At 37.9% G+C, this 24,879-nt stretch carries 27 protein-coding genes; 7 read left to right on the top strand and 20 right to left on the bottom strand.

All coding sequences use genetic code 11. The features are described 5' to 3' along the window. Window positions 1-16 precede the first annotated feature (16 nt). Together ACFX4W_RS18995 and ACFX4W_RS18990 are read right to left on the bottom strand one after the other, a co-directional pair. Complete coding sequence (locus ACFX4W_RS18995; protein ID WP_162214123.1) at window positions 17-955, bottom strand: carbohydrate kinase family protein; 939 nt, start codon at window positions 953-955, stop codon at window positions 17-19. 1 nt (window position 956) lies between these two features. Further along, on the bottom strand, window positions 957-1,166 hold the full coding sequence (locus ACFX4W_RS18990) for a cysteine-rich CWC family protein (protein WP_043982119.1): 210 nt from the start codon (window positions 1,164-1,166) through the stop codon (window positions 957-959). Window positions 1,167-1,342: 176 nt separating this feature from the next. Here ACFX4W_RS18990 and ACFX4W_RS18985 point away from each other — a divergent pair, with 176 nt between their 5' ends. Next, window positions 1,343-2,701: a D-serine ammonia-lyase gene (locus ACFX4W_RS18985; RefSeq protein ID WP_043982117.1), complete on the top strand. Its 1,359-nt coding sequence runs from the start codon at window positions 1,343-1,345 to the stop codon at window positions 2,699-2,701. Window positions 2,702-2,732: 31 nt separating this feature from the next. On the opposite strand, the gene ACFX4W_RS18980 is transcribed toward ACFX4W_RS18985, so the two are convergent. From ACFX4W_RS18980 to ACFX4W_RS18970, 3 genes are all read right to left on the bottom strand, one after another. Then, the gene (locus ACFX4W_RS18980; RefSeq protein ID WP_280559531.1) at window positions 2,733-4,115 is read right to left on the bottom strand and encodes a PH domain-containing protein; all 1,383 of its coding nucleotides are present in this window, start codon (window positions 4,113-4,115) and stop codon (window positions 2,733-2,735) included. Beyond that, entirely contained in the window at window positions 4,108-4,590 is a 483-nt protein-coding gene (locus ACFX4W_RS18975) for a PH domain-containing protein (RefSeq protein WP_257042551.1), read from the bottom strand. The genes ACFX4W_RS18980 and ACFX4W_RS18975 overlap by 8 nt, the downstream gene beginning before the upstream one ends. Before the next feature lie 142 nt (window positions 4,591-4,732). Next, entirely contained in the window at window positions 4,733-6,064 is a 1,332-nt protein-coding gene (locus ACFX4W_RS18970; RefSeq protein ID WP_043982112.1) for an NAD-dependent malic enzyme, read from the bottom strand. Window positions 6,065-6,374: 310 nt separating this feature from the next. Between ACFX4W_RS18970 and ACFX4W_RS18965 the strand changes: the two genes are divergently transcribed. Further along, window positions 6,375-6,953, top strand: coding sequence for an LOG family protein (locus ACFX4W_RS18965; protein WP_043982110.1), 579 nt, complete (start codon window positions 6,375-6,377; stop codon window positions 6,951-6,953). A 29-nt stretch (window positions 6,954-6,982) separates the two neighbouring features. Here the strand turns inward: ACFX4W_RS18965 and ACFX4W_RS18960 are convergent, their stop codons facing one another. Continuing rightward, window positions 6,983-8,194, bottom strand: a complete 1,212-nt coding sequence (locus ACFX4W_RS18960; protein ID WP_043982109.1) for a cytochrome P450 — start codon at window positions 8,192-8,194, stop codon at window positions 6,983-6,985. A 285-nt stretch (window positions 8,195-8,479) separates the two neighbouring features. Between ACFX4W_RS18960 and ACFX4W_RS18955 the strand changes: the two genes are divergently transcribed. Continuing rightward, window positions 8,480-9,211, top strand: a complete 732-nt coding sequence (locus ACFX4W_RS18955) for a ZIP family metal transporter (protein WP_116733234.1) — start codon at window positions 8,480-8,482, stop codon at window positions 9,209-9,211. 83 nt (window positions 9,212-9,294) lie between these two features. Then, window positions 9,295-9,843, top strand: coding sequence for a DUF4825 domain-containing protein (locus tag ACFX4W_RS18950; RefSeq protein ID WP_043982107.1), 549 nt, complete (start codon window positions 9,295-9,297; stop codon window positions 9,841-9,843). Between the two features lie 20 nt (window positions 9,844-9,863). On the opposite strand, the gene ACFX4W_RS18945 is transcribed toward ACFX4W_RS18950, so the two are convergent. Together ACFX4W_RS18945 and ACFX4W_RS18940 are read right to left on the bottom strand one after the other, a co-directional pair. Continuing rightward, the gene (locus ACFX4W_RS18945; RefSeq protein WP_043982104.1) at window positions 9,864-10,766 is read right to left on the bottom strand and encodes a GNAT family N-acetyltransferase; all 903 of its coding nucleotides are present in this window, start codon (window positions 10,764-10,766) and stop codon (window positions 9,864-9,866) included. A gap of 154 nt (window positions 10,767-10,920) precedes the next feature. After that, window positions 10,921-12,777 (bottom strand): N-acetylmuramoyl-L-alanine amidase, encoded by a 1,857-nt coding sequence (locus ACFX4W_RS18940; protein WP_043982102.1) that lies wholly within the window; start codon window positions 12,775-12,777, stop codon window positions 10,921-10,923. Between the two features lie 472 nt (window positions 12,778-13,249). Between ACFX4W_RS18940 and ACFX4W_RS18935 the strand changes: the two genes are divergently transcribed. Then, window positions 13,250-13,630: a plasmid mobilization protein gene (locus tag ACFX4W_RS18935; protein ID WP_013056777.1), complete on the top strand. Its 381-nt coding sequence runs from the start codon at window positions 13,250-13,252 to the stop codon at window positions 13,628-13,630. Window positions 13,631-13,686: 56 nt separating this feature from the next. Here the strand turns inward: ACFX4W_RS18935 and ACFX4W_RS18930 are convergent, their stop codons facing one another. The 12 genes from ACFX4W_RS18930 to ACFX4W_RS18875 form a co-directional block, all read right to left on the bottom strand. Continuing rightward, window positions 13,687-13,881: a DUF8096 family protein gene (locus ACFX4W_RS18930; protein ID WP_043982100.1), complete on the bottom strand. Its 195-nt coding sequence runs from the start codon at window positions 13,879-13,881 to the stop codon at window positions 13,687-13,689. An 84-nt stretch (window positions 13,882-13,965) separates the two neighbouring features. After that, the gene (locus ACFX4W_RS18925) at window positions 13,966-14,964 is read right to left on the bottom strand and encodes an N-acetylmuramoyl-L-alanine amidase family protein (protein WP_043982098.1); all 999 of its coding nucleotides are present in this window, start codon (window positions 14,962-14,964) and stop codon (window positions 13,966-13,968) included. Window positions 14,965-15,060: 96 nt separating this feature from the next. After that, window positions 15,061-15,597 (bottom strand): hypothetical protein, encoded by a 537-nt coding sequence (locus tag ACFX4W_RS18920; protein ID WP_043982096.1) that lies wholly within the window; start codon window positions 15,595-15,597, stop codon window positions 15,061-15,063. A gap of 135 nt (window positions 15,598-15,732) precedes the next feature. Then, window positions 15,733-17,055 (bottom strand): LLM class flavin-dependent oxidoreductase, encoded by a 1,323-nt coding sequence (locus tag ACFX4W_RS18915; protein ID WP_043982094.1) that lies wholly within the window; start codon window positions 17,053-17,055, stop codon window positions 15,733-15,735. A 1-nt stretch (window position 17,056) separates the two neighbouring features. Further along, window positions 17,057-17,779: a riboflavin kinase gene (locus tag ACFX4W_RS18910; RefSeq protein ID WP_043982631.1), complete on the bottom strand. Its 723-nt coding sequence runs from the start codon at window positions 17,777-17,779 to the stop codon at window positions 17,057-17,059. Window positions 17,780-17,944: 165 nt separating this feature from the next. Continuing rightward, on the bottom strand, window positions 17,945-18,718 hold the full coding sequence (locus ACFX4W_RS18905) for an amino acid ABC transporter ATP-binding protein (RefSeq protein ID WP_025752086.1): 774 nt from the start codon (window positions 18,716-18,718) through the stop codon (window positions 17,945-17,947). Further along, complete coding sequence (locus ACFX4W_RS18900; RefSeq protein ID WP_043982092.1) at window positions 18,715-19,425, bottom strand: amino acid ABC transporter permease; 711 nt, start codon at window positions 19,423-19,425, stop codon at window positions 18,715-18,717. Before ACFX4W_RS18900 ends, ACFX4W_RS18905 begins: the two co-directional genes overlap by 4 nt. A 27-nt stretch (window positions 19,426-19,452) precedes the next feature. Beyond that, entirely contained in the window at window positions 19,453-20,151 is a 699-nt protein-coding gene (locus tag ACFX4W_RS18895) for an amino acid ABC transporter permease (RefSeq protein WP_043982091.1), read from the bottom strand. Between the two features lie 74 nt (window positions 20,152-20,225). After that, entirely contained in the window at window positions 20,226-21,047 is an 822-nt protein-coding gene (locus ACFX4W_RS18890; RefSeq protein ID WP_165575240.1) for an amino acid ABC transporter substrate-binding protein, read from the bottom strand. Window positions 21,048-21,116: 69 nt separating this feature from the next. Next, window positions 21,117-21,383, bottom strand: a complete 267-nt coding sequence (locus ACFX4W_RS18885; protein ID WP_043982088.1) for a glutaredoxin family protein — start codon at window positions 21,381-21,383, stop codon at window positions 21,117-21,119. A gap of 26 nt (window positions 21,384-21,409) precedes the next feature. After that, entirely contained in the window at window positions 21,410-21,934 is a 525-nt protein-coding gene (locus tag ACFX4W_RS18880; protein ID WP_013056766.1) for a GNAT family N-acetyltransferase, read from the bottom strand. A gap of 10 nt (window positions 21,935-21,944) precedes the next feature. Next, window positions 21,945-22,475, bottom strand: coding sequence for a hypothetical protein (locus tag ACFX4W_RS18875; protein ID WP_043982086.1), 531 nt, complete (start codon window positions 22,473-22,475; stop codon window positions 21,945-21,947). A gap of 330 nt (window positions 22,476-22,805) precedes the next feature. Here ACFX4W_RS18875 and ACFX4W_RS18870 point away from each other — a divergent pair, with 330 nt between their 5' ends. After that, a complete protein-coding gene (locus ACFX4W_RS18870; RefSeq protein WP_043982084.1) occupies window positions 22,806-23,831 on the top strand; it encodes an LLM class flavin-dependent oxidoreductase in 1,026 nt (341 codons plus the stop codon). Between the two features lie 226 nt (window positions 23,832-24,057). Next, entirely contained in the window at window positions 24,058-24,879 is an 822-nt protein-coding gene (locus ACFX4W_RS18865) for a Cof-type HAD-IIB family hydrolase (RefSeq protein ID WP_013082899.1), read from the top strand.

Raw genomic sequence — 24,879 nt, 5'->3', positions numbered from 1 at the left:
CAAAAGCAGGTAGCTATCAGCTACCTGCTTTTATACTAGATACATCTTTTGCTTTAAGCGAAATCATTCCTCCGTACCTTGCCGAAACTGCTCCACCTAACGCGTTAGCAAACATTGTGTACTGCTTCTGTGCCTCCTCACTTTCAGGTAATCCTTTTTCGTGAACACACCATAAAATTCCTGCCATAAATGCATCACCCGCTCCCGTCGTGTCTATCACCTGCACTTTTTTTGCACTCACATGAAGCGTTTGATTTGCAGTAACGGCTGCTGCGCCATTTTCTCCCTGAGTGACCCATACGTACGGAATATGATACGCTCTCAGTTTTTCTAGGCTTTCTGTCAGGTCTGCTGAATTCATCAAAAATAGGAGCTCATCTTGAGAGATTTTCAAAATGTCTGTTTCGGACAAAAACGGTGTCACGATATTTCTACATGCTGCTTCACTTTCCCATCTTTTCATTCGAATATTTGGATCAAACGCTACAAGCATACGATGTTTTTTTGCGAGCTTCACAGCTTCTTTTGTAGTTTCCTGGGAAATCGGATGAAACAACGTACCTGATCCAAAATAAAAAATCGCTGCCTGCTCAAATAAAGCTTCCTGCAGCTCATGTTTGTACACTTGCTCATGAGGTGTAGAATCTATGTAGGAATGGAAGTACCGATCTCCTTCTTTACTTTTATGTACATACACTTCACAAATTTTTTTAGTCTCCGATATTACACAGCCGCTTTGATTCACTCCTTCAATTAAAAGGTTCTTTCTTACAAAATCACTTGTTTCATCACTGCCCAACTTGCAGATATAATATGCTTTTGCTCCTAACTTCTGAACACCGACTGCTACATTAACGGTTGTGCCTCCTAAAAAAGGGTCAAAGCTAGTGTTAAATTCATTTTTAGCAATATAATCAATAAATGCCTCACCGTATGAAATAATTCCTTTTTTCAAGTTAATCCTCACCTTCTTTCTTCTGTCTCCCAACGCATTTGACACATACACACGCTTTTCCTCTGCTTTCTAAAGGAATTTGTTTAAACAGATCAGGAGTAAAAACTTTCTGCATGCACCAACACTTTTCTATTTCTCTGCCTTGTACAGAAGCACAGTTATTTTTTTCTCCGCAGATAGGACATCTGCTATCATCGCCTGAAAATGGCATGAATTCCTCTCCTTTTTTTCTATGCAGTTGTATAGATTATCTTTATTAGTATACAAGATTAGTATACAAGAGGTGGCTAAAATGTGCGTTCTGCTTTTTGATATTTTCGTTTTCAACTTCTTCTATTCTTGGTACTATACATATAAAGGAAATAACATATTGCGAAAGGAGCTTTTATGACAACTCATTTATTTCACCAAAAACCCCTTGCTACATGGATGCATGAATATCCTTTATTAACACCTTTAATCAATAAACAGGAAATACTTTGGATAAATCCTTATATAAAACCTGCTCAAAAAGCACTTTCTTCTCTTTCTTTACATACCAAAGATATAAAAGATGCAAAAGAACGACTTTCTCGCTTTTCTTCTTTTCTTCAAATCGCTTTTCCGGAGCTGAAAGCATCAAAAGGAATCATTGAATCACCTCTTCAAGAAGTTGCATACATGAAAGACTATTTAAATCAACAAATGAATAACATGCTGCAAGGAAAATTACTGATGAAATGCGATCATGATCTTCCCATATCAGGTTCTATTAAAGCAAGAGGCGGCATTTATGAAGTATTAAAATTTGCTGAAAGTCTTGCTATCAAAGAAGGACTGCTTACCGAGGAAGACAGCTACGCTCTTCTAGCTGAAGAACGATGTAAAAAGTTATTTTCTTCTTATTCTATTGCAGTAGGATCTACCGGTAATTTAGGTTTAAGCATTGGTATTATGAGCGCTGCTCTCGGCTTTAACGTCACCGTCCATATGTCAGCGGACGCTAAAAAGTGGAAAAAAGATCTGCTTCGTTCTAAAGGTGTAACCGTTATTGAATATCAGTCTGACTACGGAAAAGCCGTGGAGGAAGGACGAAAGCAAGCCGAAGCAGACCCCGCATGTCATTTTATTGACGATGAGCAGTCTAGAGATTTATTTCTCGGTTATTCCGTTGCGGCTTTACGTTTGAAAAAGCAGCTAGCCGAGCAGCGGATTCAAGTAGACGCCGAACACCCTTTATTTGTCTATTTACCTTGCGGAGTAGGCGGAGGTCCTGGCGGTATTACGTTTGGACTAAAAGCAATATACGGTGATCACGTTCACTGCTTTTTTGCTGAACCTACTCACTCTCCTTGCATGCTGCTTGGATTAATGACCAAGCTGCATGACGGCATTTCCGTTACGGATATTGGACTTGACAATGTAACAGCTGCCGATGGACTAGCTGTAGGAAGGCCATCTAGCTTTGTAGGTGAAACGATAAAATCGCTTATTAGCGGAATTTATACCGTAGAAGATGATCAGCTTTTCCGATTTATTTATGAGCTAGCCAATCGTGAAAATATGTATATAGAACCTTCAGCAGCGGCTGGTTTACAAGGACCTCTCCACCTGATGGAAAGCGGGTCTTCCTATATACAAGCGCAAGGACTAGAAAACGATATGTCAAAAGCTACTCACCTTGTATGGTCAACTGGAGGCAGTATGGTGCCAATTGAAGTGATGAACAGCTATTACGAGCAAGGAAAAAATTTAATGAATAGATAACGTCAAAAGGCATGGAGAACAATGATGTTCTTCATGCCTTTTTAGCCGAAGTAGCTTGCAGAAAGACCGGATGCCAAATCTCAAATGGAAAATATCCGGACTTATAGCTGCCGCTTGTACCCATAGTTGCAATTTTTATTTTCCTGTATCCTTTTTTCCATAAAAAAGTGCCTGCAAACACCTCAATTTCTTCTATTTTCTTCCTTCTAATAATCGTTGTTTTTCGTGTTAAAAACTGCGATCGAATACTGACAAATACATCGTTCATCATCAAGCCGCCTTGACGATAGCCCAACAAGTGAATAAGTACGTATATAAGGCATAGCACAGCAATAATCCACACAAACATTGATTTCCAAAAGCTAATGCCAATCCCTGCTGCCGCAAATAACAAGACCGGTAATAGTAATGGATACCACGCATATTGAATCGCTGTATTTCTTGGACACTTTATATATTCATAGTGCGGCACATATACGTTCATTAATGCTGAAATCTCTTTTTGCTGGATAAACGGGTGTAAATAGACCTTTTCTTTTAAATCAGAGGTTACGACGTTTAACGAAACGGAAGACCATCCAAATAAGCGCCGGACCAACCCTTCCTCTATCGTAACAGCCTGTATTTTATGAAAAGGAATCGTAAGGGATTTCTTATTTAACAATCCGTATTTAATATGTAGATAATGATCGTAGCGCTCTACTGTAAAACCGCCAAATCGTATTACATATAAAACAATAGACAGCAAATAAGCAAGCACCACAATTACAGCCACTAATACAAATAAACCAAGCATCGATTGATGAATCACTTCTTCGTAAGCTGTCTTCACCCAGCGGTTGATATACGTATCAATATACTGATAGAGAAAACCAAGAGCAGCAAATATATAGCCAAAATTCCCGGAAAACGCAGCAGCTAACGCCAGCTGTTTCACCGACACTTTCATCGTACGTTCAGGACTTTTTTCCTTTATTTCCGGCTGACTCCCCGACAGCTTTAACGTATCTTTAAGATGGTGCGCTTCTTTTAGTGAAATACCAGATAAATCAATTTCAGCATCCGTACCGCTGCTGGCCGTGTCAATACGAAGCCGGGCTAAGCGAAGAATTCTAAAAACAAACGGCTGATCTAACTGAATCGATTGAATGCGATTGCGTTGAATAAATCGTTTTTCTTTTTTAAAAATCCCTTTATACAGACGCACTTCCGTTTCTGTTACCTCGTAACGAAATTCCTTCCAAGTAAAAAAAGCAAATAAAGCGACTACGCCTCCCGCTAACAGCGTTGCCCACCAATATGTAAACAATAGGTGCCGATTGACAATAAATACAAACACAAAAGGCAGGATATTATTTTTTATATGTTCAATAAATGCTATTGCAATATATAGCGGATGCAGCCGCTTACTCATCTTCATCATCTACCTCTGCTAGTCTAGCAATATACTCTCGCAGTACTTCAGCATCTCTTTGTACAAGTGCAGGAATTTCGACGCTTCCAGCTGCTGTAATGATTTTAACAGATGCCAAGTCAAATTTTCGAAAAATCGGCCCTGTCAATGTTTCAACGTGCTGCACTTTCACAAGCGGAATTTTCGTATGATACCAGATGAATAGCCCTCTTTGTACATCAATTTGAGTATCTGTGACTTCATATGAATATACATTCATATATACATTTGGAGCTATAATTGTATATATGATAAAGCTCACGACTAATAGTCCAGCTGATATCCATCCAATAATTGACCACCAATCAAAAAAATGAACGAGTAGAAAATAACCCGCTGTTGCAAGAAGCCACAGGCTATGCGTAAAAATGGATTGCCAGCGCATCGCTTTTTTAGCCTCGAGGGGCAATTTGCCCTTTAAATGTTCAAACTCCATAAAAACTCCTTTCTCTACCTTTTTTACTATTTCTATTACTATATTACGTTAAAAAAGGAAAAAAGTTTCACAGTTTGCTATTTTCTTATTATTTTTTGATAAAAAACAAACAAGACTGCCTATTTCGAGGCAGCCTTGTTTGTTATCGATAAACGCCGTCTTTCTCTCCGTGTACAACAGCCGCTCTTTCAACTGCTTCAGATACTGCTTCATGTACAGCTAGATTAAGAGGATGAGGAACTAAATCGCCTGGACGCGTTGAATTTGCAATGGCTTCAGCTGCAGCTACAAGCATCGTATGCGTAATATCACGCACCCCCGCATTTAACACTCCTCTGAAAATACCTGGGAAGCCAAGTACATTATTCACTGACCTTCCATCCGTAGCGTAAATAGCTCCTGCTTCAAGAGCATCTTCAGGTTCAATTTCTGGCTTTGGATTAGAAAGTGCTAGAATGATTTGCCCTTTTCGGATCCATTCTTTTTGTATTAATCCAGGTACACCTGTTGTCGCAATAACAATGTCACAGTTCTCCATAAGCTCTTCTAATGAATCCGCTACTTTTCCACCGTAGCTGACTAAGCGCTCATTCGCTTCAGGAGACTTATCAGCTCCTATCACCTGTTTGACACCGTAAGCCATGAACATTCTGCAAGTAGCGATGCCGGCAGCTCCTAAGCCGATTTGTCCTACTTTTGCTTCTTTCAAATTCACACCTGTGCTGCGACAAGCCGAGATAGCTGCTGCTAGCGTCACAACTGCTGTTCCGTGCTGATCATCATGCATAACTGGAATATCGAGCTCTTCTTTTAAACGTTCTTCAATTTCAAAGCAGTGAGGCGACCCTATATCTTCTAGTAAAATGCCGCCAAATCCCGGTGAAATATTTTTAACCGTTTGAATGATTTCTTCCGGCTCATTTACATTCAACAAAATAGGGATAGCGTTTACATTGGCAAGTTGATCAAATAACGCAGCTTTCCCTTCCATAACAGGCATTCCTGCAACTGGACCAATATTTCCTAATCCTAGTATAGCGGTACCATCTGTTACAATCGCAACCGTGTTTCCAATGCTCGTATAAATCTTCGCTTTGTCCGGCTGTTCTTGAATAACACGGCAAACGTTTGCTACACCAGGGGTATATACTCTTCTTAAGTCAGCGATCGACTCAATTTTCATTTTGCTTTTCATTTGAATTTTGCCGCCTTCATGGGCATGAAGAACTTCATCTGATACTGTATGTAAAGTAATGCCTTCTAAACTGCGAACCGCTTCAAGCAATTCCTCAAGCTGGTCTTCACTTTCTACTTGAACCGTAATGCTTCTCATGGTGTAGTTATGTCCTACTTTAACGGTTTCAACCTCGCCAATGTCTCCTCCAACATTTCCGATAGCTGTTGCTACTCTTCCTAAGTTTCCTGGTACGGTCGGTGTTTGTACCATTAATGTGCGTATTAAATTGTTCATCATATCCCCATATCCCCCCTTGTCTTAATCCTGCAAGTGCGTATACTTACTAAATGAAGCGTTTAAAACGGTCAAATTTCCTATAAGTTCATGTTACCTACTTATCTTACAAGTAGATCCATACGTACTGTCTTTTCCATTAAAAGAAGAGCAATAGATAACGCTTTCAAACAGACGTTTCGCTTTGATTATAAGCAAAGTTTTTAGAATAATCAAGCGATGACATTGTGAAAATTCATAAATTATTAAGAAGGAATTTGTTCTTCATAAACAGAAAAGACTTATATAGAAAAGAAACAAAGGAGTGAAGCAGTTGAAATCAATTTGTGTATTTGCAGGATCAAGCGCTGGAATAAAAACAGAATATAAAGAGACAGCCGTCTCGCTAGGACGCTACATGGCCAAAAAAAACTACCGGCTGATTTACGGAGGCTCACGAATGGGCCTGATGGGAGAAGTCGCAAATGAAATGCTTCAGCATGGAGGCGAAGTCATCGGCATTATGCCCCGCGGTTTGTTTAGCGGTGAAATTGTTCATACCGCGCTGACAGAACTCATCGAAGTAGAGAGCATGCATGAGCGAAAGGCAACTATGCACGAGTTAGCTGATGGTTACATTGCGCTTCCTGGAGGTTTCGGGACATTTGAAGAGTTGTTTGAGGCTCTTTGCTGGGCTCAAATTGGTATACATAAAAAACCAGTAGGGTTATTAAATGTGAACGGCTACTACAACCCGCTTATGCAAATGGTTCAGCATGCCGTAGATGAAGGGTTTTCTACAGATTCTGCTATTCGTCTCATCAATATTTCTGATACTCCTGAACAGCTTATCTCTTCAATGGACACGTACACGTCTCCTTCAGAGGACCAAAAATGGAACACTGAACGCTAAAAAGCAAGCGCATAATTTGCGCTCGCTTTTTAAGCTTTATTAAAAGTAATCTCATATTTTTTTACGCCAAAAACAAAAGGGCTGTCTATTGGCTTTAAAGACTGATTTTGAACTTTCGAGAATTCTCCTTTTTCTAGTAACTTAGTAAAAGCAATTTTCCCTTCCATTCTTGCTAGCGGTGCTCCTAAGCAAAAATGGATGCCGAATCCAAAGCTCACGTGAGGGTTTGTTTTACGATGCACGACAAAAGTGTCAGGCCGTTCAAACTTAGCTGAATCTCTATTTGCACTTGCTGCCCAGCTAATTACCTGCTGTCCTCTTTTAATCTTACACTCTCCAAGTTCTACATCTTCAGCAGCTATGCGTCCAATCGCTTGAATAGGAGGATAATAGCGAAGCGTTTCTTCTACCAGGTTCGGAACCAGCAATATGTCTTGACGAACTTCATTCTGCACGTCTACGTCTTCTGTCATATACCGAACTCCGTTCGTAATTAAGTTTGTCGTTGTCTCATTACCTGCTACTAGCAATAAAATACAAAATCCCAGCACTTCCTCTTCTGTTAAATGCTCGCCGTCGATTTCTGCTTCTAAAAGAAGCGAAATGAGATCTTCTTGTTTATTTTGCTGACGCTCCGCGATAATTTCTTTAAAATACCCTTGTAAAAAAATCACGCCTTCATTACGCTTTTGCATCATTTTCGCAAAAGCTTCGTCTGAATTATTTTCAGCACCGCTCACTAAGTCATCGGAGTATTTTTTAAACAGTTCTCGGTCTTGGATTGGTACTCCTAGCAATTCTGCTATTACAATAATCGGCAGTGGTCCAGCAAAGTCTTCTACTATATCAAACTTTTTTTTCCTGCTTACTTCATCTAATAAATAATCTGCAATCTCTTCAATATGACTCTCTAAGTGCTGAATAGCTCTTGGCGTAAAAGCTTTGTTTACTAAGTTTCGTAACTTTGTATGTTTTGGAGGGTCCATCATTAAAATACTTTCTTGGCGTTCTTCCATTGCTCGTTTGGATGAAAAAAGCGACGGGTTTTTTAAAATATACTTTACTGTTTCATAATCAAATACATCCCAGCAGTTTCGGCTTTCATCGTAACGAATAGGTGCCTCTTGACGCAGACTGTTATAAATATCAAATGGGTAAAGCTGCTGTTCAACTGATTTGATTTCTTGCATAGGAATCAAGTTAGCATAGCGATTTTCTCTTTTTACTGCTTTTGAATTCATCTCGTATTCCTTCTTTCGTTTAAAAGTGACCTCGTTAAGTTTTTTATCCTTCTACAGATCAAAGAATTTTTTTCCATCTTTGTATCTTTTGATCAGACTATCACAAGGTTTTTTCACTTTCAACGGACATAATCAGAAAATTTTGTCAATTATACAGAAGACTTATTTTATTTAAGGTCTAAATCAGTGATTTTTTTCCATTTTTTTAGTTCATTTATCTTGTTTCATAATAATCATAGAGATGGTTACACTACAAGTAAGTACGTAAGAAAGTAGGGATCTCATGTGATAGATGCCCTTATGTGGGGTGGTGTCTCAGGCTCAGCTGTATTAATTGGAGCTATTATAGCTATTTTTGTACCTTTAAAAAAACCGTTGACTGCTTATATTATGGCTTTTGGCACGGGCGTTTTGTTAGGAGCTGCTGCTTACGAGCTCATTCAAGATTCGGTAAAAGAAGCAGGAATCATTTCTTCTTCTTTAGGCTTTTTAACAGGCGCAGCACTTTTTACTCTTCTTGACATCTCCTTAGCTAAAAAAGGCGCTCACAAAAGAAAACGTTCGGACCACCTTGTCCCCGCTAGCTCGGGACTAGCCATTTTTATTGGTACCATTATGGATGCTATACCTGAGTCACTGATGATTGGCGCAAGTTTGATTGAACAGCACCACGTTAGCTGGCTGCTTGTTGTTTCTATTTTTATCAGCAATATACCCGAAGGAATCTCCGGGACAAGCGGACTACTAAAAAGCCAATATAAGCAAAAGAAAATTTTTTCATTATGGCTTTCTGTCTTCTTTATATCGGCTCTTTGTTCTTGGATTGGATATCTATTTCTTCAAAATGCTACCCCAAACATGATGGGTTTTATTGCCTCATTCGCCGGTGGTGGAATTGTGGCAATGGTTGCTTCGACGATGTTGCCAGAAGCTTTTGAAGAAGGTGGTCCTGTTATTGGTTTTATTGCTTCATTAGGGTTATTAACTTCTATTATTTTGGATTATATGTCTTTTTAATGAATAAACTTATATTTTGTATGAAACAAAATATATAGGTCTTTCGTCTTTACAAGTAGATATAAATAAAAGGAGTTACCATTATGAAAAAAATATATGCTTCTCTTACACTTTGCACAGTACTCACTTGCCTATCAGGGTGTGCTTATGCACCTCATAATAATCTGTCTGCCGAAAGAGTCTCTGCTTCTTCTATTCAACATACTTCTTCTTCAAAACATGAGGCTTCAATAGAGGAAATTACAAATAAGCTTCCAGGACACGTTTATTTAAAAGGTATAGCCTTCCAAGATATGCAAAAACCTTATTACTTAACAATTAATTACGCTGCAATAAATAATAATCAGCATACGTTTGAAAAAAGCTGGACGTCTGTTAAAACCAAACGCATACTTTTACATAACGCAACCATCTTACTTTCTGCCGTACAAAATGCTGACAGCGTTCACTTTACTATTAATACGACTGTTCCTCAGACAATCACCATTACTCGAAAAGAGTTAAAGGACTTCTACGGAATAGATCTTCGGAATTATAATGACGTGAAACAAGTATGGAAAGAAAAATTCGAAGGACAGCAAGAAAAAATCGAGGAATTTTATGATGCACATCCAATTACAGAAATGCAGTAAAAGCGGCCCATGGCCGCTTTTTAAAGCTGTTTTTTCATAAACACCTGCTCAAGTTTGATTCCTTCATCTGTATATAAATCTTGAAAACCAAATGATTTTAACATTTTCACGAGTAAGCTATTTCTTTTTTCAGGTACATTATATGTATTGTAAGCAATTGGTCCATACATATTAAAAATAGTTGCTAATAAAAAGCCCAGAACGTCCTCTGAATTTGAGATATGTTCCTTAACGCTTCCTTGATAAAAAGTAACCGAATTCACGATGCCTATGGAAGAAAAATTCCTTTGAAATAACAGATAGCCAACTTCTTCGTTTCTTTCATTCAACGCAATAAACGATTCTCCATCACGAATACAGTCAAATTGATTTTTCCACGGAACATCGTATGTATAAAAGGGTAGGTTCTGAATATCTTTTGCAAGCCTTCGCTTTAACGAATACGTAAGCTGATTCTTCTTTTTAAGTAAAGAAGCGTGAAAACTACCTCTATGCTTTAGAAATAAAAGGGTATCTACAATCTCATATCCATATTTCTGATAAAGGTGAATGGCTTTTTCATTCACTTTAAATGCTTCCAGACTGGCTTCCATTACTCCTTGCTGCTGGTATCTCTCAAGTGTAGCTTTTAGTAAGGCTTCTCCAATTCCTATTTTCCGGTAAGGTAAGGCTACGCTTGTACCTCCATTCCAAGCATGTTTTTTTCCCTTGACCTTTTTTATTCCATTTAACATAATTCCAGCTGGTGTATTATTATAAAAAGCCATAAAAGAATGGTCGACAGATAGCTGATCAAAACCAAACCTACAAGTGAATTGATCTAGTGACAGCTCAATCGGAAGATAATAATCTTCAAAACCCTTATTGAATGCTTGTAATGCATCAGAAAAAGAACACTGGCTTAGAGGCTTAATTATAATCACGGGACATTCCTTCCTTTTGTAAAAAGATAATAAGCTAGAAAATCATTATAAGAAAACATCATCAATAACCTTCTGAATTTTTGTGGTTTTTAAAAAAAGAAAGAGACATACCATTTAAACACCCTGTCTCTTTCTTTTCTTTTAACACTCTATTCTATTGTCTTTTAACCTCTACATCTGACGCTTTCACAAACGCATAGCGGTGATTAAAATAAATTTGATAATATTCGTCTTTTCCAACAATCATTTTGTGATCGTTTGGGTTTGTTGTAAAAGTTGGGGCATAGTAATAGTTACTCCTTACTTTCTCTACCCCCACGTACACCTGCTCTGGAGAAATTTTATACTGAAGTGGCACCATAGCTTTAACTGGTATATCAGAAGGATAGGCTGAAGCCTCCGGGAAAGCTCCTCCGTACACTTGAATGCTTTCTTTCCCTGGTTTTGGCGTTAATAATATCCCTGTACCTTCACTTGTATTTTTATTATGTGGATTATAAAACCAGGCTTTTTGTCCTCCGTACCAAATCGCTGTCCATTCTCCTTTTGTCTCAGCTACTGCATACGTTTGTCCAGTTACTGCTTTGCTTCCCCAGTCTAACGTTTGTTTCGTTCCAGGCCCTGAAGCTGCAGGCTCATTCAGCAGCGGTGAATCATTGCTGGGAGCTTGATGCAAATACACAAAGTTGGCCGGCTGCTTTGGTGCATCTGATACTTCCGGCTGATTGTTTTGAAAGACTGGATTAATCGTAACGGCTAGTTTGTTTGTATGCTGGCGCTCGACTGGGCTTCCTACTAAATCCATGTAGTGCCCCCAATCCCAAAACGGCCCGGGATCTGAATGCATACCTGATTGAGCCTTAGGAGACAAACCCGGCACCTCATCATGACCAATAATATGAGCTCGGTCTAATGGAATATTATATTCTTTGGCAAGGTGGCGTACGAGTCTTGCCGAAGAACGATACATTTCTTCCGTAAACCAAGTAGATCCTTCAAGGGCGAATCCTTCATGTTCAATTCCAATACTGTGTGTATTAAAATACCAGTTTCCTGCATGCCATGCTACGTCTTTGTTATGGATCATCTGTGCGATGTGACCATCACTTGAACGGATTACATAGTTTGCAGCGGCTCTATTAGGGTTAGCAAACAAATCAATCGTTCCATCATAACTTACTTCTGTATCATGAATAACAATATAGCGAACATCTGATTTTTGACGGTTTGCAATATCATAGTTTCCGTAATCTGAAGCACTTTCGCTGAATTTCCCGTAAAATGCAGGGATGTATTCACATTTTAAAGATGCCGGACAATCCGCTTTATTCGTATTGGAATTTTCAGCACGAGGAATCGACATATCTATATTTTGAGGGGAAATTTTAAGATGCTGTCCGTCTGATGTTGTATGCTCTGCTCCTTTTTCCAACGTTTCATATACATCATCGGCAAATACTTGAGCGTTTTCCTTATCCTGAGAAGCACTGTAAGCGGCGACTGCATCGTACCATTTTTGATCAGTGGACGGTATGTTTCCATTTTTGTCTTTTGCGATAAAAGCCAGCACAGCAGCGCCACCGCGAATATTTTGCACAGGATCTTTTTTTAATCTTTCTTTATCTGAGTTAAGCAGCTTAGCAGCTAAGGAGAGAGTTTGCTGTTTATCATATGCTGGTTTTGAAGGCACAGCTCCGTTTCCTTTTCCATCTTCTAAAGAAGGGATGTCTGTTAAATGCATAAGACCGTATCCCCCGGCTGCACTAGGTTTTCCATTATGACTTTCCCAGCGCGACTTGTTGTAGGAAATTGCTTTTAAAAGCGAAGCTGGCACACCAAATTCTTTAGATGCTTGTGCAAATGCTCGCTCTAAAGCTGACTGATTCTCTGCCGCCAAAGCGACTACAGGCTTTTGCAGCGTATGAAGGGGCATATAAGCTGTACATATGACACCAGCCGTAAGCATGGCTACCCCTATCTTATTTAGTTTTAATCTTTTTTTTAGTTTCAAACGTATTCCTCCCCCGTAAAGTATGTAAATGAGGTCAATAAAGACATAATATGACTTTACCTCGTTCTCAACCATTTCGTCTTCTTTCTTTCTATTCCCTTGAGACAATAGTCTAGAAGATTCGACAGAGTTACTAGGAGGAAAGATGTGGTATGAGGAAAAAATCATAAAAATCATCCCTCTTCTTTAAAGCTGCGCTCTCAAAAATGGTTGAGTACAACAGCGGTCCATTCATCCCTTTTGCTGCCTTTTTAATAAAGCAGCAATATTGTAGATAATGACATTCCTTCTATAATTCAACTATTACTAAACCAAATTTCTTAATTTACCAGTTTTTTAACAGACTGTACGTTCGACATTTTAGTAACTTTTCACCATAGTTAACCATGGAAAAGGTTGCTATTATTAAAGACAAGAGAATGTTTACATATGATTGAACGCAGCAAGAACTGCTCTTGAAAGGAGATACCTTATGAGAGGACACAGCATTCCAGCAATTAAGTTGAATGAAGAAGAAAAAGAAAAATTAGAGGAACTTATTGAACACTATAATTTAAAACGAACGTCTCTCATTCGAAAATTTATTATGGATGGAAAAGTTAAGCCTCCTTTAATCGGCAAAGAAGCAGGTGTGGAACTATTGGTTAACCTGCGAAAGATTGAGTCTGAACTAAGCCGGCTAAGCAATAATATGCATCAAATTGCAAAGTACTTACATAAACCAAAAGATAAGCAAAACCATTCACAGAATCTTGAAGAAATCCTACTAGAAATGATGAAAAAACAAAAACATGTACAAGAAGATGTAGAGACTATTTCAGAGCAGCTTAGCGATCATTTATACGTTAAATAGAGAAAAAACGCTCTTTTCATTTCAGAAAAGAGCGTTTTTTATAAAGAAGTAGGGATTTAAATGCTTTTTTTCATGCCGCACTTTGCGCATGTACGGATAAAAATAAAGTCTTTTACTAAGCTTTTAAATTTCACATGTCCACAGTTATCGCATCTGCCTGCAACTTTATCCGGAAACTCCTCATATACATATATTTTTGTTAAATCAATCGCTTCTTGTTGCTCTTCCATTTCCATCACACCTTTATGCATCTTTACGATTCAGCTCTTTATATTCTATCAAAAATAAGTAAAATTACTAGGGTGAAAGCTTCAAAAAACAAGCAGGTTTTTTCACTATTTTTTTATCCGTTCAGCTTTGTACCACCAATTTTCTCTATCTAAAAATGCTTTTACATTCAGTATTTTTTTATCGCGAAGGGTAATGATGGCTGCCGCGGCTCCTTCTTTGGAAAAGGTTACGGCTGTTTCTAATTTCTCTTTTGTCACAAACACTTTTAATGTTTCCATATTCTCTTTTGTTAATTCCGCAGTTGTGATGGTTTCTCCTTCAATGATTGTATCTTTTTTTTCAATAAAATGTTGTCCATCCATCACCCAGGCTGCACGTGTTTCACCATAAACTTGAAAGAAGGTATTCTTTTTTAAATAACCTGTTCTCTCTGACATATTTGCATCCTTATACGTCTCCGTATCCTCGGTTGTTTTTATCCATAAAGGTTTATATAAAAAAGTAGGCTTTAGAAAACCTTCCTCGTCAGAATCTCCCACAGAATTTGTAGATTTAGACTCCAAGTTTAAAAACTGCGCAATCCCTTGTGCATATGCCACCCCCATATCTTTTAGAAATTGAGGATTTTTTAAGAGCTTTGCATCGTGTTCTGTATCAATAAACCCGATTTCAGTTAGTACAGACGGCATATAGGAACGTCTTAACACACTATGATTAGCCAATTTCCTGCCTCGGTTAAAGTGATTGTATTTAGTGAGAACAAATTTCACATGATCGTGAATATCGTTTCGTAACACAATGGTTTGGTTATTTATATTTTTGCTATAAATAAAATCTTCATATCCCGTTTCGCCGCCTAAATTTATATGAATAGATAAGTATACATCAGCACCCCACGCATTGGCTTTGTTGACCCGTTCATTTAATGACAAAAACACATCGGTTGTACGCGTTGTACAAAGAGAAAATCCTTCATAGTGAGTAGAAAGAAAAGAGATGATGTACTGTTGAACAGCTAACACTAAGTCTTTTTCATATAACCCGCTGGCGACAGCCCCTAGATCTGCCCCTCCGTGACCTGCATCTAAATAAATTTTTTTCATCTAACCTGTCTCCTCCTTATCCGTAGCATATGCATGAATAAGCGAAGACGTTTGTTATATAAAACTACTTTTATGTATAAAGCTTTTTACTATGACTCATTTAGAAGTCTTTACAACTGATTTACCATAGCTGGTAACATCAAAATATGTATTTGATCCATCGTCTTCATTGATCACAACATCTAAGTCATGAAAATAACGATGAAGCTTTTTTAACAGTGCTTGATCTTTCGTCTGCTCTAGCTGTCCAGCGAGCTTCTCCATATGCTGAAAGTCTTTCTTTAAAACAGAATCTTTTACTTCAATCGTGCCAATTGTATTATTAATGGCTGTGGCTTCTTCTTGTACGGCAGGCCAGTCTGGATGCTCAATGGCACTCCACCCCGTCAAATCATTTAGTACGTCATGATGTTCAGCAATAAAGTCTTTTGCCTGCTGATCGCTGCTTTCCAGCTTATCAACTTTTTGTTGATCCACTTTAATGGCACTTGCCTTTATACTTTGCTGTGATAAAAAAGGAATTTTTCCGTTTTGGTACAATATCCATCCTGTCGCTCCTCCCCCGACTAAAAAAACGGATAAAGATACCGAAATGATCATACGCTTCTTCTTACTTTTATGTCTTTTTTCCATTTGACTCCTTTCCGGGTATTCAAAACCCTTTAGGCCTTATGAACTGAAACGAATAACCTACAAAAAGAATTTTACCATATTTTTAATATTAAAAATATTAAAAAAGAGACTCCTTCGAGTCTCTTTGAATCCACTTCAGTTAACTTTTACCTGTGTGTAGCGATTTTTAGGAACATTCAACTGCAAGTTACTTCTTAACGTACTCCCTTCGTATTCTGTACGATACAGGCCTCTTTCTTGCAATATCGGTACAACATGTTCAACAAAGTCATCTAAGCCATGCGGAACGCTTGAATGAATAATAAAGCCGTCAGCTCCTTTTTCTTCGAACCACTGTTCCATCAAATTAGCGATATGCTCTGGCGTCCCAATAAATTGTGTTTTAGGTGTAGCAATTCGCAGCGCTGCTTCTCGCAGTGTCCACTTATATTTTTTGGCGTTTTCTTTAATTTTGTCGGTTGTACTGCGGAAACTATTATTCCCTATATCCCCCAAGTCAGGAAATGCATCATCTAATGGAAACTGTGAAAAATCAAAATGATCGAAAAAGCGTCCTAAGTAGTTTAGCGCATGTTCAATTGTCACCAATTGAGAAAGTTCTTCATATTTTCTTTCGGCTTCTTCGTTTGTACTACCAATTATAGGACCAATTCCCGGAAAAATTAAAAGTTCGTTTTCATTGCGTCCTTGCGCTGCAGCTCTCAATTTTACATCTTGGTAAAAAGCTTTTGCTTCTTCTAAATTGTCTTGTCCCGTAAACACTGCGTCAGCCGTTTTTGCTGCTAAATCTTTTCCGCTTTCAGAAGATCCTGCTTGAAACACTACGGGCTGCCCCTGAGCTGAGCGCCCAATGTTTAACGGACCTTCTACAGAGAAAAATTCGCCTTTATGATGCAATCGGTGCAGCTTTTTCTCCTCAAAAAATTGTCCGGTTTCTTTATTTCGAATAAATGCATCATCTTCCCAAGAATCCCATAATCCCTTTGTTACTTCTAGAAACTCTTCAGCTATTCTATAGCGTTTGTCATGAGTGGGGTGCTCTTTTCCATAGTTAAGCGCAGATCCTTCTAATGGAGATGTTACAACATTCCATCCCGCTCGGCCGCTGCTAATATGATCAAGTGAAGCGAATTGTCTAGCCACCGTAAACGGCTCGCTATACGAAGTCGATAGAGTGCCGACTAAACCAATATGAGAAGTGACAGAAGCAAGTGCTGATAGAATAGTAAGAGGTTCAAAACGATTCAAAAAATGCGGAAGCGATTTTTCATTGATATATAACCCATCGGCAATGAACACTAAATCAAATTTTCCTTCTTCCGCTTTTTGAGCCTGCTGCTTGTAAAAACCGAAATTAACGCTGGCATCTGACAAAATTTCAGAATGTCTCCACGCCCCCATATTACCTCCGACTCCATGAATAATAGCCCCTAGCTTTAATTGTCTTTGATGTGTCATATTACCATTCTCCTTTTTCATACCCATTCATAAATTCTCGTAATTGATTGGTTAAACCGCCTGCTCCAAAGCGAAGGACTCCTTCTTTTTCTGTCTTTCTTCCATTTCCTTCTTGTGCAAATTGCAAAAAAGCGATAACGTGAACTCTTCTAGGATGAATATTTTCAATTCCTTCGTCATAAAACCATTGATCAATTGTATTGTAAATCCCTTTATTGACTCTGAATTGACTGTGGCACCAATTAAAAAACTGGAGATCAGGCAGATTTAAATATCTCGCTTGCCCTAGCTTGGAAGCTGTAGCTTCACTAGATACATAGCCCATATGTTGAAATCTTTCCTTTGCTTGTAGCGTATCAGCTTTAATTTGATGCTTTAAAAATTCAATAGAAGGGAATTTTTTCTCTCCTCTCACCCGAAAGATCACGTCGCATTGAACTGTCTCTCCATAAATAACGTCGTTAAAATCCAGAATATGAACCTCAAATGTTTTAGATAGTTCCGATCCAAATGTCGGCTTAACCCCTACATTCATAACTCCTATATGTTCAAGTCCCCGCAGATGAACGAGGACACCATACACGCCATTTTTTAATTCCTCATGCTGAGTATCTATATTAGCTGTTGGAAACCCTAAGTGTCTTCCTTGCTGCCTTCCAGGTACAACCTGCCCTTTTATAATAAGTTTTTTACTTGTTTTAGCTTTTAATGCTCCTCTATTCACTACGTTCACCCTTCTTCCCTTAAGTCTAGTAAAAAATAAAAGGTTCTTTGCACAATGTCACACATTGTGCAAAGAACCTCTAGTGATCTAGTCGGTTTGTTTAATTTGATGATTTCATCATATACTTATTATTCCTATGAGTCAAGTTGGTTTTCGATTAAAATATTAGATTGTTTTTTCATAAATATAAGAGTAAGGAGAATGCGTTGGGTTAATACGCTTGAAAAATTGCTTTGTTCGATCTTCTTTTGGATTTAAAAATATGTCTTCAGGATGACCTTGTTCGACAATCTTTCCTCCGTCCATAAATACCACGTGATTAGAAACTTCACGGGCAAAACTCATTTCGTGCGTAACAATGATCATTGTAATTCCTTCTTCAGCAATTTTACGAATAACAGACAGTACTTCACCCACCAGTTCAGGGTCCAAAGCAGACGTCGGCTCATCAAATAAAATGACTTCAGGATTTAAAGCAAGCGCTCTAGCAATGCCCACTCGCTGCTGTTGACCTCCTGATAACTGACTTGGATAAGCATTTGCTTTTTCAGCAAGCCCCACTTTTTCAAGGACGTCTAAACTGCGTTGTTTCGCTTCTTCCTTTGGCAGCTTTTGAACAATAACTAGCCCCTCCATAATATTTTCAATAACGGTTTTATGTTTGAACAAATTGTATTGCTGAAAAACCATCGTTGTTTTTTGTCGAAGAGTTAAAATGTCTTTGCGGTTTGGCTTTTGGCACTGAACCGTAAATTGATCAATCGAAACTTCTCCTTCATCTGCTTTTTCTAAGAAATTAATGCAGCGTAAAAACGTAGTCTTTCCAGAACCACTCGGTCCTAAAATGGTCACAACGTCGCCTTTTTTAACAATTAAATCAATACCGTCCAATACTGTATTATCACCAAATGTTTTTTTTATATTTGTTAATGCAATCATACAACTCCTCCTCGATTATAAACCGTTAATTTTCGTTCAAGCAGCGCTGTTATCCCCTCTATTAACATCGTCAGCATCCAATAAATAAGAGCAGCAGCAATATAGGCTTCTAAAAACTTGAGATTATTGGAAGCTACGATATTAGCAGCACCGTTTAGCTCTTTTTGCGAGACGATGAATGCGATAGAAGACGTATGCAAAAAGCCGATGAAAATATTACATAAATTCGGTAAAGACAAAGCAAACGCCTGTGGAAAAACAATTCGTTTCATTGATTGAAAACGATTCATCCCAATGGCATACGCGGCCTCAATTTGTCCTTTTTCTACAGCTAACAAACCAGAGCGAATAATCTCTGACATATAAGCTCCCGCTGTAAAAGACAAAGCGATTAATACAAATACGACAATAGGAATGCTGTTTGCATTGAAGCCCCATCCACAGTAACTCGATACTTTATTAATAAATAACGGGAACCCTAGGTAAATAACCATAATATGAAGAATAGCAGGCGTTCCTCGGAAAAATGATACGTATACGTTGGCAATTGGCGTTATTATTTTTACTGAATTGATTCTCACAGCCGCAACAGCAATACCAATAATCACCCCGCCTAGTAACGGACCGGTGGTAATAAGGAGCGTTAAAGGTAATGCCTTTAAAATTTCTACAAATGCTGTCCATATAAACGGTACATCAATAATCATGTTTACACCTCTTTTAGTAAGCTCGTTTTATACATGAACAGGCTGATCATGTTTTTGCAGCTTCTGTTCTGATTTCACAAAAAATTTCTCTAATATAATCGCCACCAAATAATAAATAATGGCAAGTGCGATATATACCTCCACTGCATGAGCCGTTGCAGCGATAATGGTATCTCCTCTTCCCATCATATCCATCACACCAATGGTAAAGGCTAAAGATGTATCTTTTAAGGACCCAATCACAAGATTTCCAAAGTTAGGAAAGGCTACAACGAGAGCTTGCGGCAGCACAATTCGAGTGAACGTTTGTTTTCCGCTCATTCCTATACTATAAGCTGCTTCGGTTTGCCCTTTATCTACACTATTAATGGCACCGCGCATCATTTCAGAAAAAGACGCCGCCGTGCTCAGTGAATACGTGATAATAACAAATACAAGCGGAGCCATTCTTGAAACGTCAATATGAATCAATTGTAAAAGGGCAGGTATCCCGTAAAAAACTAAAAATAATTGAATTAAAATAGGGGTTCCCCTCATAAAAGAAATATAAACTGCTGCTATTTGGCTTAACACCGGTACTTTATAAATACGAGGCAGGGCAATAAACAATCCCAAGGTACTGCCAATCACAAGTGATGCAATCAAAATCCAAATTGTAATATGCAAATAAGATAATACTTGAGGAATAGAGGTGAAAATCAGCTCTATATCAAATGCTTTTCCCATCTTTTTCTCTCCTTTGTTTCCCTCTACAGGTAGCGAAAGGACCCAAGTTCAAGGCTTGGGTCACAGTAAGTGCTTTAGTTATTTCCAGCTGCTTTTGTATAATCTTCTCCCAACCATTTTTTACTTAATTTTGTCAATGTTCCGTCTTCTTTTATTTCTTTTAGCGCTTTATCCACATCTTTTTGTAAACCTGTTTCATCTTTGCGAAGCATAAAATATACTTTTGAATTTGAAATAGCAGGCCCTACAACTTTTTGCTCTGCGTCCGCTTGTTTATTGACAAAGTCAACTGCAAACGGCGTACTAATCGTGGCATCCGCACGCCCTGTTTTCAGCTGCGTTTTTGTATCATCAGATCCTTGGCCCGAATAGACGATATTAATTTTATTTCCATGTTCTTTGTTATACTTATCGATTAAGTTAGCAGAATTACTCGTTGCTCCTACAATTACCTTTTTACCGCTCAAACCTTTAATTGATTTAATAGACGTATTTTTTTCGTTTACAACTACATGTAGCGGAAAGATATTATAAGGTTCTTTGTTAAAAAGGAACTTTTGTTTTCTCTCTTCATTTACTTCCATCTGATGGGCTACTAAATCAATTTTGTTCGATTCTAAGCTCAAAAGTAAATTAGAAAAATCCATTGTCTTAAATTCGAACTTATAGTTTGGAAGACGTTTGTCTATTTCTTTAACAAGTTCTACGTCATACCCTGTTAGATTTCCTTTATCGTCAAGAAAGCAAATGTTCGGAAATTGCGTACCTGTTCCTACAATAATTTTTTGTACTTTGTCTTTGCTTGCGTTAGCCGCTGTTTCTTTATTTGGTGTTCCGCAAGCGGCTAGTAATAAAAGAAGTGATAAAAAGATAGCTGTCAGCTGTAGTTTTTTCATGTGTTTTGTCCCTCACTATGTCTCAAAATAATTTATTGTTTTAATGAATGAATAAAATAGATGTTCCAGCTATTTAACAATTGGTGAATAGTCTTCAATCAATTTTTCTATTTGTTCATAATCTTTTTCAATTACTCCTTTAAACTGCCCCTCGTCTCCAATTTCAACGACCGGTACATGGCGAATACCGTATTTAATTTCAAGTAAATCCCGCAAATAATCTTTTCCTTCTACATCGATACTTTCATATTGATATCCTTTCTCATGAAAATATGCTTTTAGTTCCTCGCAATGATGACAACCTTTTCGATTCCATAATAAAATCTTTGCTGACATGGTTTTTCCTCTTTTCTTTTAAATGATTAATTAGCTTTTTGTAACTCCTTGTGCTTTTCTAACTCGTATCTTTCAGGATGTAAGATTTTTCTTAAGAATACACCTTTTCCTTCTTCTCCTTGATCGACTTCAAAAAAACGTTCATACCCTTTCCTTTCATACATAGGAATCAACCACGGATGTCGATCAGAAGTAGCCAATGTAACGGCAGGTTCCCCCAATTGATCCCGAATAATTGTTTCTTCAACCCATGTTAAGAGTTTAGAACCTACTCCTTTCTTTTTAACCAAAGGATCTACGGCAAACCACCATAAGAAAGGCCAGTTCGTTATTTCTTTATACGTTCTTGCTGTAATCGTAGCTACGATTTTTTTATCACTTTCCAGCACGTAGCAACGGCTGTTTTGAATGTTTTCTTTTACAAGTTCAATCGTTGCCGTTGCGGCTGGAAACTTAATTCCTAGCTCTCGAATCGGCTCGTATGCTCGAAGTGTTAAATTCAACAGTTCTTCAGCATCTTCTACGGTTGCTAATCGAAATAATTCACTCATTTTCTTCACCTCATTTTATAAATGTTTGAAGAGATAGATCGGCTTTATAAATCAGCTCATCCACAGCTTCCTTTAAACGACTTTTGGCATTCGCATTGTTGATGCCTGTAAAAGAGACGTATTCATGCAGCAGAAAAAGAGTGCTGAGCCAATAAGGCCTACCTAAAAAAGACGCTAAAATTTTTAAATCATACTTAGCTTTTAGTAAAGAATTCACATTTTCACCAATAAGAATTGGCAGAAGTATTTTTTCATGCAATAAATCTTTTGGCAATATTTTTGTTAGCCGGTCAAAAGACTGTACGTATATTTCATTTACTCCAGATAACAGAACGATAATACTTTTAGCTTGGTTCAATTTTGAAATAAATCCCTTTACTTCCTTCTGCGCTTCCTGCTTCAAAGCGTGTACATCATGATACAAAATAGTTTCTGCATGCACTCCTTTTGAGGTTAAGCAAGCTTCTAGCTCATCTTTCACTAAGGCTATTTGTTGATAATTATGAGAGCTTCCGTTATATAAAATACATACATCGCTCACTTTCTTCCCCTCCTTTTTATAGCAAAAAGGCTCCTGGAGTTTCCTCAGGAGCCTTTGGTAGACCAATCAGCTTTAATTGTTGTTTCTTTGATAAAACCGGAGAATGAAGTGAAGTGTCTTTGAAACATACTCACTTAATTCTTATTTATCCAAGTTGTTTTATCGGCTTTTCTGTTTGATGATTCAACTATATAGCCTCAAAATGGCAAAGTCAACTTATTTTTCAAAAAATATTTTTCTTTAAAAAAACTCTTTTCATCTGGAAAATCCTTTGCTAAAATTAATCCCAATTATTCTTACCTTTTTTATCAACTTTAAGGAGTGTTTTCAGTGAAATTAAGTATTTTAGATCAAAGCCCACGTTGTGAAGGTGAGCGTGCTGAAGATGCATTTCAGTATACTATACAATTAGCTCAGCTAGCAGAAGAACTTGGCTACCACCGCTTTTGGGTAGCGGAGCATCATGACTCTGCACATGTTGTAGGATCATCACCTGAAGTGTTAATTTCTCACCTGCTCGCTAAAACGCATCATATCCGTATCGGCTCAGGTGGTGTTATGCTTCAGCACTACAGCCCTTATAAAGTAGCAGAAAATTTTAATGTTTTAGCCTCATTATCTCCAAATCGCATCGATCTTGGAATCGGTAGAGCACCAGGAGGACTACCTCATTCTACTCAAGCCTTGCAACAAAACTCTCAGCCCACTAAGTCCTTAACAGACAAACTGATAGAACTTAAACAATACCTAAACGATACGCTGCCGGAAGATCACCCTCTTTACGGTTTAAAAGCCTATCCAAGGCCCGAAAAATCGGCAGATATATTTTTACTGGGAGCAAGTACTTCAAGCGCAGAGCTTGCGGGTTCATTAAACCTTCCTTATGTATTTGCTCAATTTATTAATGGCGATCAAAAAGTGCTGGAAGAAGCGATTTCTGTCTATAATCAGCACGTTTCATCTCGCGCACGCTCGCTTGTCGTTGCCCTTTCCGTCATCGTAGCGGATACCTTAGAAGAAGCAAAAGCATTAGCATCCAGCACAAAAATATTTAAAGTATACTTACAAAATGGGAAGTCCGCTACATTAGGGTCCAAAGAAAAAGCTGAAGAATTTGGTCAGCAGTCCAAAGAAAGCTATCGAATTGAAGAAAAAGAAGCAAACGTTATATACGGTACAAAAGAAACCATTCGTCAAAAGCTTCAAGCTTTGAAACAGGAATTTTCTATTGATGAATTTATCATACTTACCGCTATTCAGAATTTCGAACAAAAAAAGCAATCTTATACGCTCTTAAAAGAAGCATTCAATGAAGGAGATGTGCAGAAAATTAATCAAACTCTAGCTGCTTACTAATCCAGAAGCTGAGATAAAAGTATTTTAGCAGAAATAAAACACGAACCAATAATCAAAAATATCGATTATTAGTTCGTGTTTTTCATTGTTTTATCTACTTCCGAGGAGTTCAAACAAAGTATACGCATACCTCTCATTTTTTCAAAAAATCATTAAATTGAATCAAACGTTTTTTTATAGTACCATATGAAGATATGAGTCTAGTAGAAGAAGGGAATTTAAAAATATGCCTTACAAAATGATTGTTTTAGATTTGGATGATACACTATTATGCGATGATCACACTATTTCTCCGCGCACAAAAGAAGCATTAATGAAGGCGCAAGAATCGGGAGTGAAAGTTGTACTTGCTTCTGGACGACCAACTTACGGAATGGTTCACATTGCGAAAGAGCTCGAATTAGAAAAGTACGGAAGCTTTATTTTATCGTTTAATGGGGCAAAAATCATTAATTGCCTAACAAATGAAGAGCTATTTAGCAGTACATTGTCTCCGAGAACTGTTGCACGTCTCGACGATATTAGCCGCGAAGAAGGCGTTTTAATTCATACATACGTGGGAGATGAAATTATAACCGAAGTAGAAAATAAATTTACGGATATTGAAAGTGACATTACAGGTCTGCCGATCCGTGTTGTTTCATCTTTTACTGATGCCGTTACAGAACCTGTTGTAAAAGTACTCATGCTTGCAGAACCGGAAATGCTGGTTCACGTTGAAAAGAAACTTCAAAAGCAGCTTCAAGGAGAGCTAAGCGTAATGCGCTCTAAACCATACTTCCTTGAATTTACAGAAGAAGGCGTCACAAAAGGGACAAGTCTCCACTTATTAATTCAACAGCTTGGCATTACACGCGATGAAGTGATTGCCATTGGCGACAGTTATAATGATCTTGCCATGATTGAATTTGCAGGACTTGGCGTAGCAATGGGAAATGCTCCTGAAGATATTAAAGAAAAAGCCAACCATGTAACAGATACAAACATGAACGACGGTGTGGCAAAAGTTGTGGAAGAATTTATCTTAAAACCTGTTAGCGTTTCATAA

Source organism: Priestia sp. YIM B13489, assembly GCF_042787645.1.
Lineage (GTDB): Bacteria > Bacillota > Bacilli > Bacillales > Bacillaceae_H > Priestia > Priestia megaterium.
The sequence above is the reverse complement of the archived record's forward strand: the minus strand, read 5'-3'. Positions and strand labels throughout refer to the sequence as shown.

Bases quoted from the DNA above. Each gene is read 5' to 3' on its own strand.
- ACFX4W_RS18990 (WP_043982119.1), bottom strand. From the start codon at position 1,166: ATGCCATTTTCAGGCGATGATAGCAGATGTCCTATCTGCGGAGAAAAA.
- ACFX4W_RS18985 (WP_043982117.1), top strand. From the start codon at position 1,343: ATGACAACTCATTTATTTCACCAAAAACCCCTTGCTACATGGATGCAT.
- ACFX4W_RS18980 (WP_280559531.1), bottom strand. From the start codon at position 4,115: ATGAGTAAGCGGCTGCATCCGCTATATATTGCAATAGCATTTATTGAA.
- ACFX4W_RS18975 (WP_257042551.1), bottom strand. From the start codon at position 4,590: ATGGAGTTTGAACATTTAAAGGGCAAATTGCCCCTCGAGGCTAAAAAA.
- ACFX4W_RS18970 (WP_043982112.1), bottom strand. From the start codon at position 6,064: ATGATGAACAATTTAATACGCACATTAATGGTACAAACACCGACCGTA.
- ACFX4W_RS18960 (WP_043982109.1), bottom strand. From the start codon at position 8,194: ATGAATTCAAAAGCAGTAAAAAGAGAAAATCGCTATGCTAACTTGATT.
- ACFX4W_RS18950 (WP_043982107.1), top strand. From the start codon at position 9,295: ATGAAAAAAATATATGCTTCTCTTACACTTTGCACAGTACTCACTTGC.
- ACFX4W_RS18935 (WP_013056777.1), top strand. From the start codon at position 13,250: ATGAGAGGACACAGCATTCCAGCAATTAAGTTGAATGAAGAAGAAAAA.
- ACFX4W_RS18930 (WP_043982100.1), bottom strand. From the start codon at position 13,881: ATGCATAAAGGTGTGATGGAAATGGAAGAGCAACAAGAAGCGATTGAT.
- ACFX4W_RS18925 (WP_043982098.1), bottom strand. From the start codon at position 14,964: ATGAAAAAAATTTATTTAGATGCAGGTCACGGAGGGGCAGATCTAGGG.
- ACFX4W_RS18920 (WP_043982096.1), bottom strand. From the start codon at position 15,597: ATGGAAAAAAGACATAAAAGTAAGAAGAAGCGTATGATCATTTCGGTA.
- ACFX4W_RS18915 (WP_043982094.1), bottom strand. From the start codon at position 17,055: ATGACACATCAAAGACAATTAAAGCTAGGGGCTATTATTCATGGAGTC.
- ACFX4W_RS18905 (WP_025752086.1), bottom strand. From the start codon at position 18,718: ATGATTGCATTAACAAATATAAAAAAAACATTTGGTGATAATACAGTA.
- ACFX4W_RS18900 (WP_043982092.1), bottom strand. From the start codon at position 19,425: ATGATTATTGATGTACCGTTTATATGGACAGCATTTGTAGAAATTTTA.
- ACFX4W_RS18895 (WP_043982091.1), bottom strand. From the start codon at position 20,151: ATGGGAAAAGCATTTGATATAGAGCTGATTTTCACCTCTATTCCTCAA.
- ACFX4W_RS18890 (WP_165575240.1), bottom strand. From the start codon at position 21,047: ATGAAAAAACTACAGCTGACAGCTATCTTTTTATCACTTCTTTTATTA.
- ACFX4W_RS18885 (WP_043982088.1), bottom strand. From the start codon at position 21,383: ATGTCAGCAAAGATTTTATTATGGAATCGAAAAGGTTGTCATCATTGC.
- ACFX4W_RS18880 (WP_013056766.1), bottom strand. From the start codon at position 21,934: ATGAGTGAATTATTTCGATTAGCAACCGTAGAAGATGCTGAAGAACTG.
- ACFX4W_RS18865 (WP_013082899.1), top strand. From the start codon at position 24,058: ATGCCTTACAAAATGATTGTTTTAGATTTGGATGATACACTATTATGC.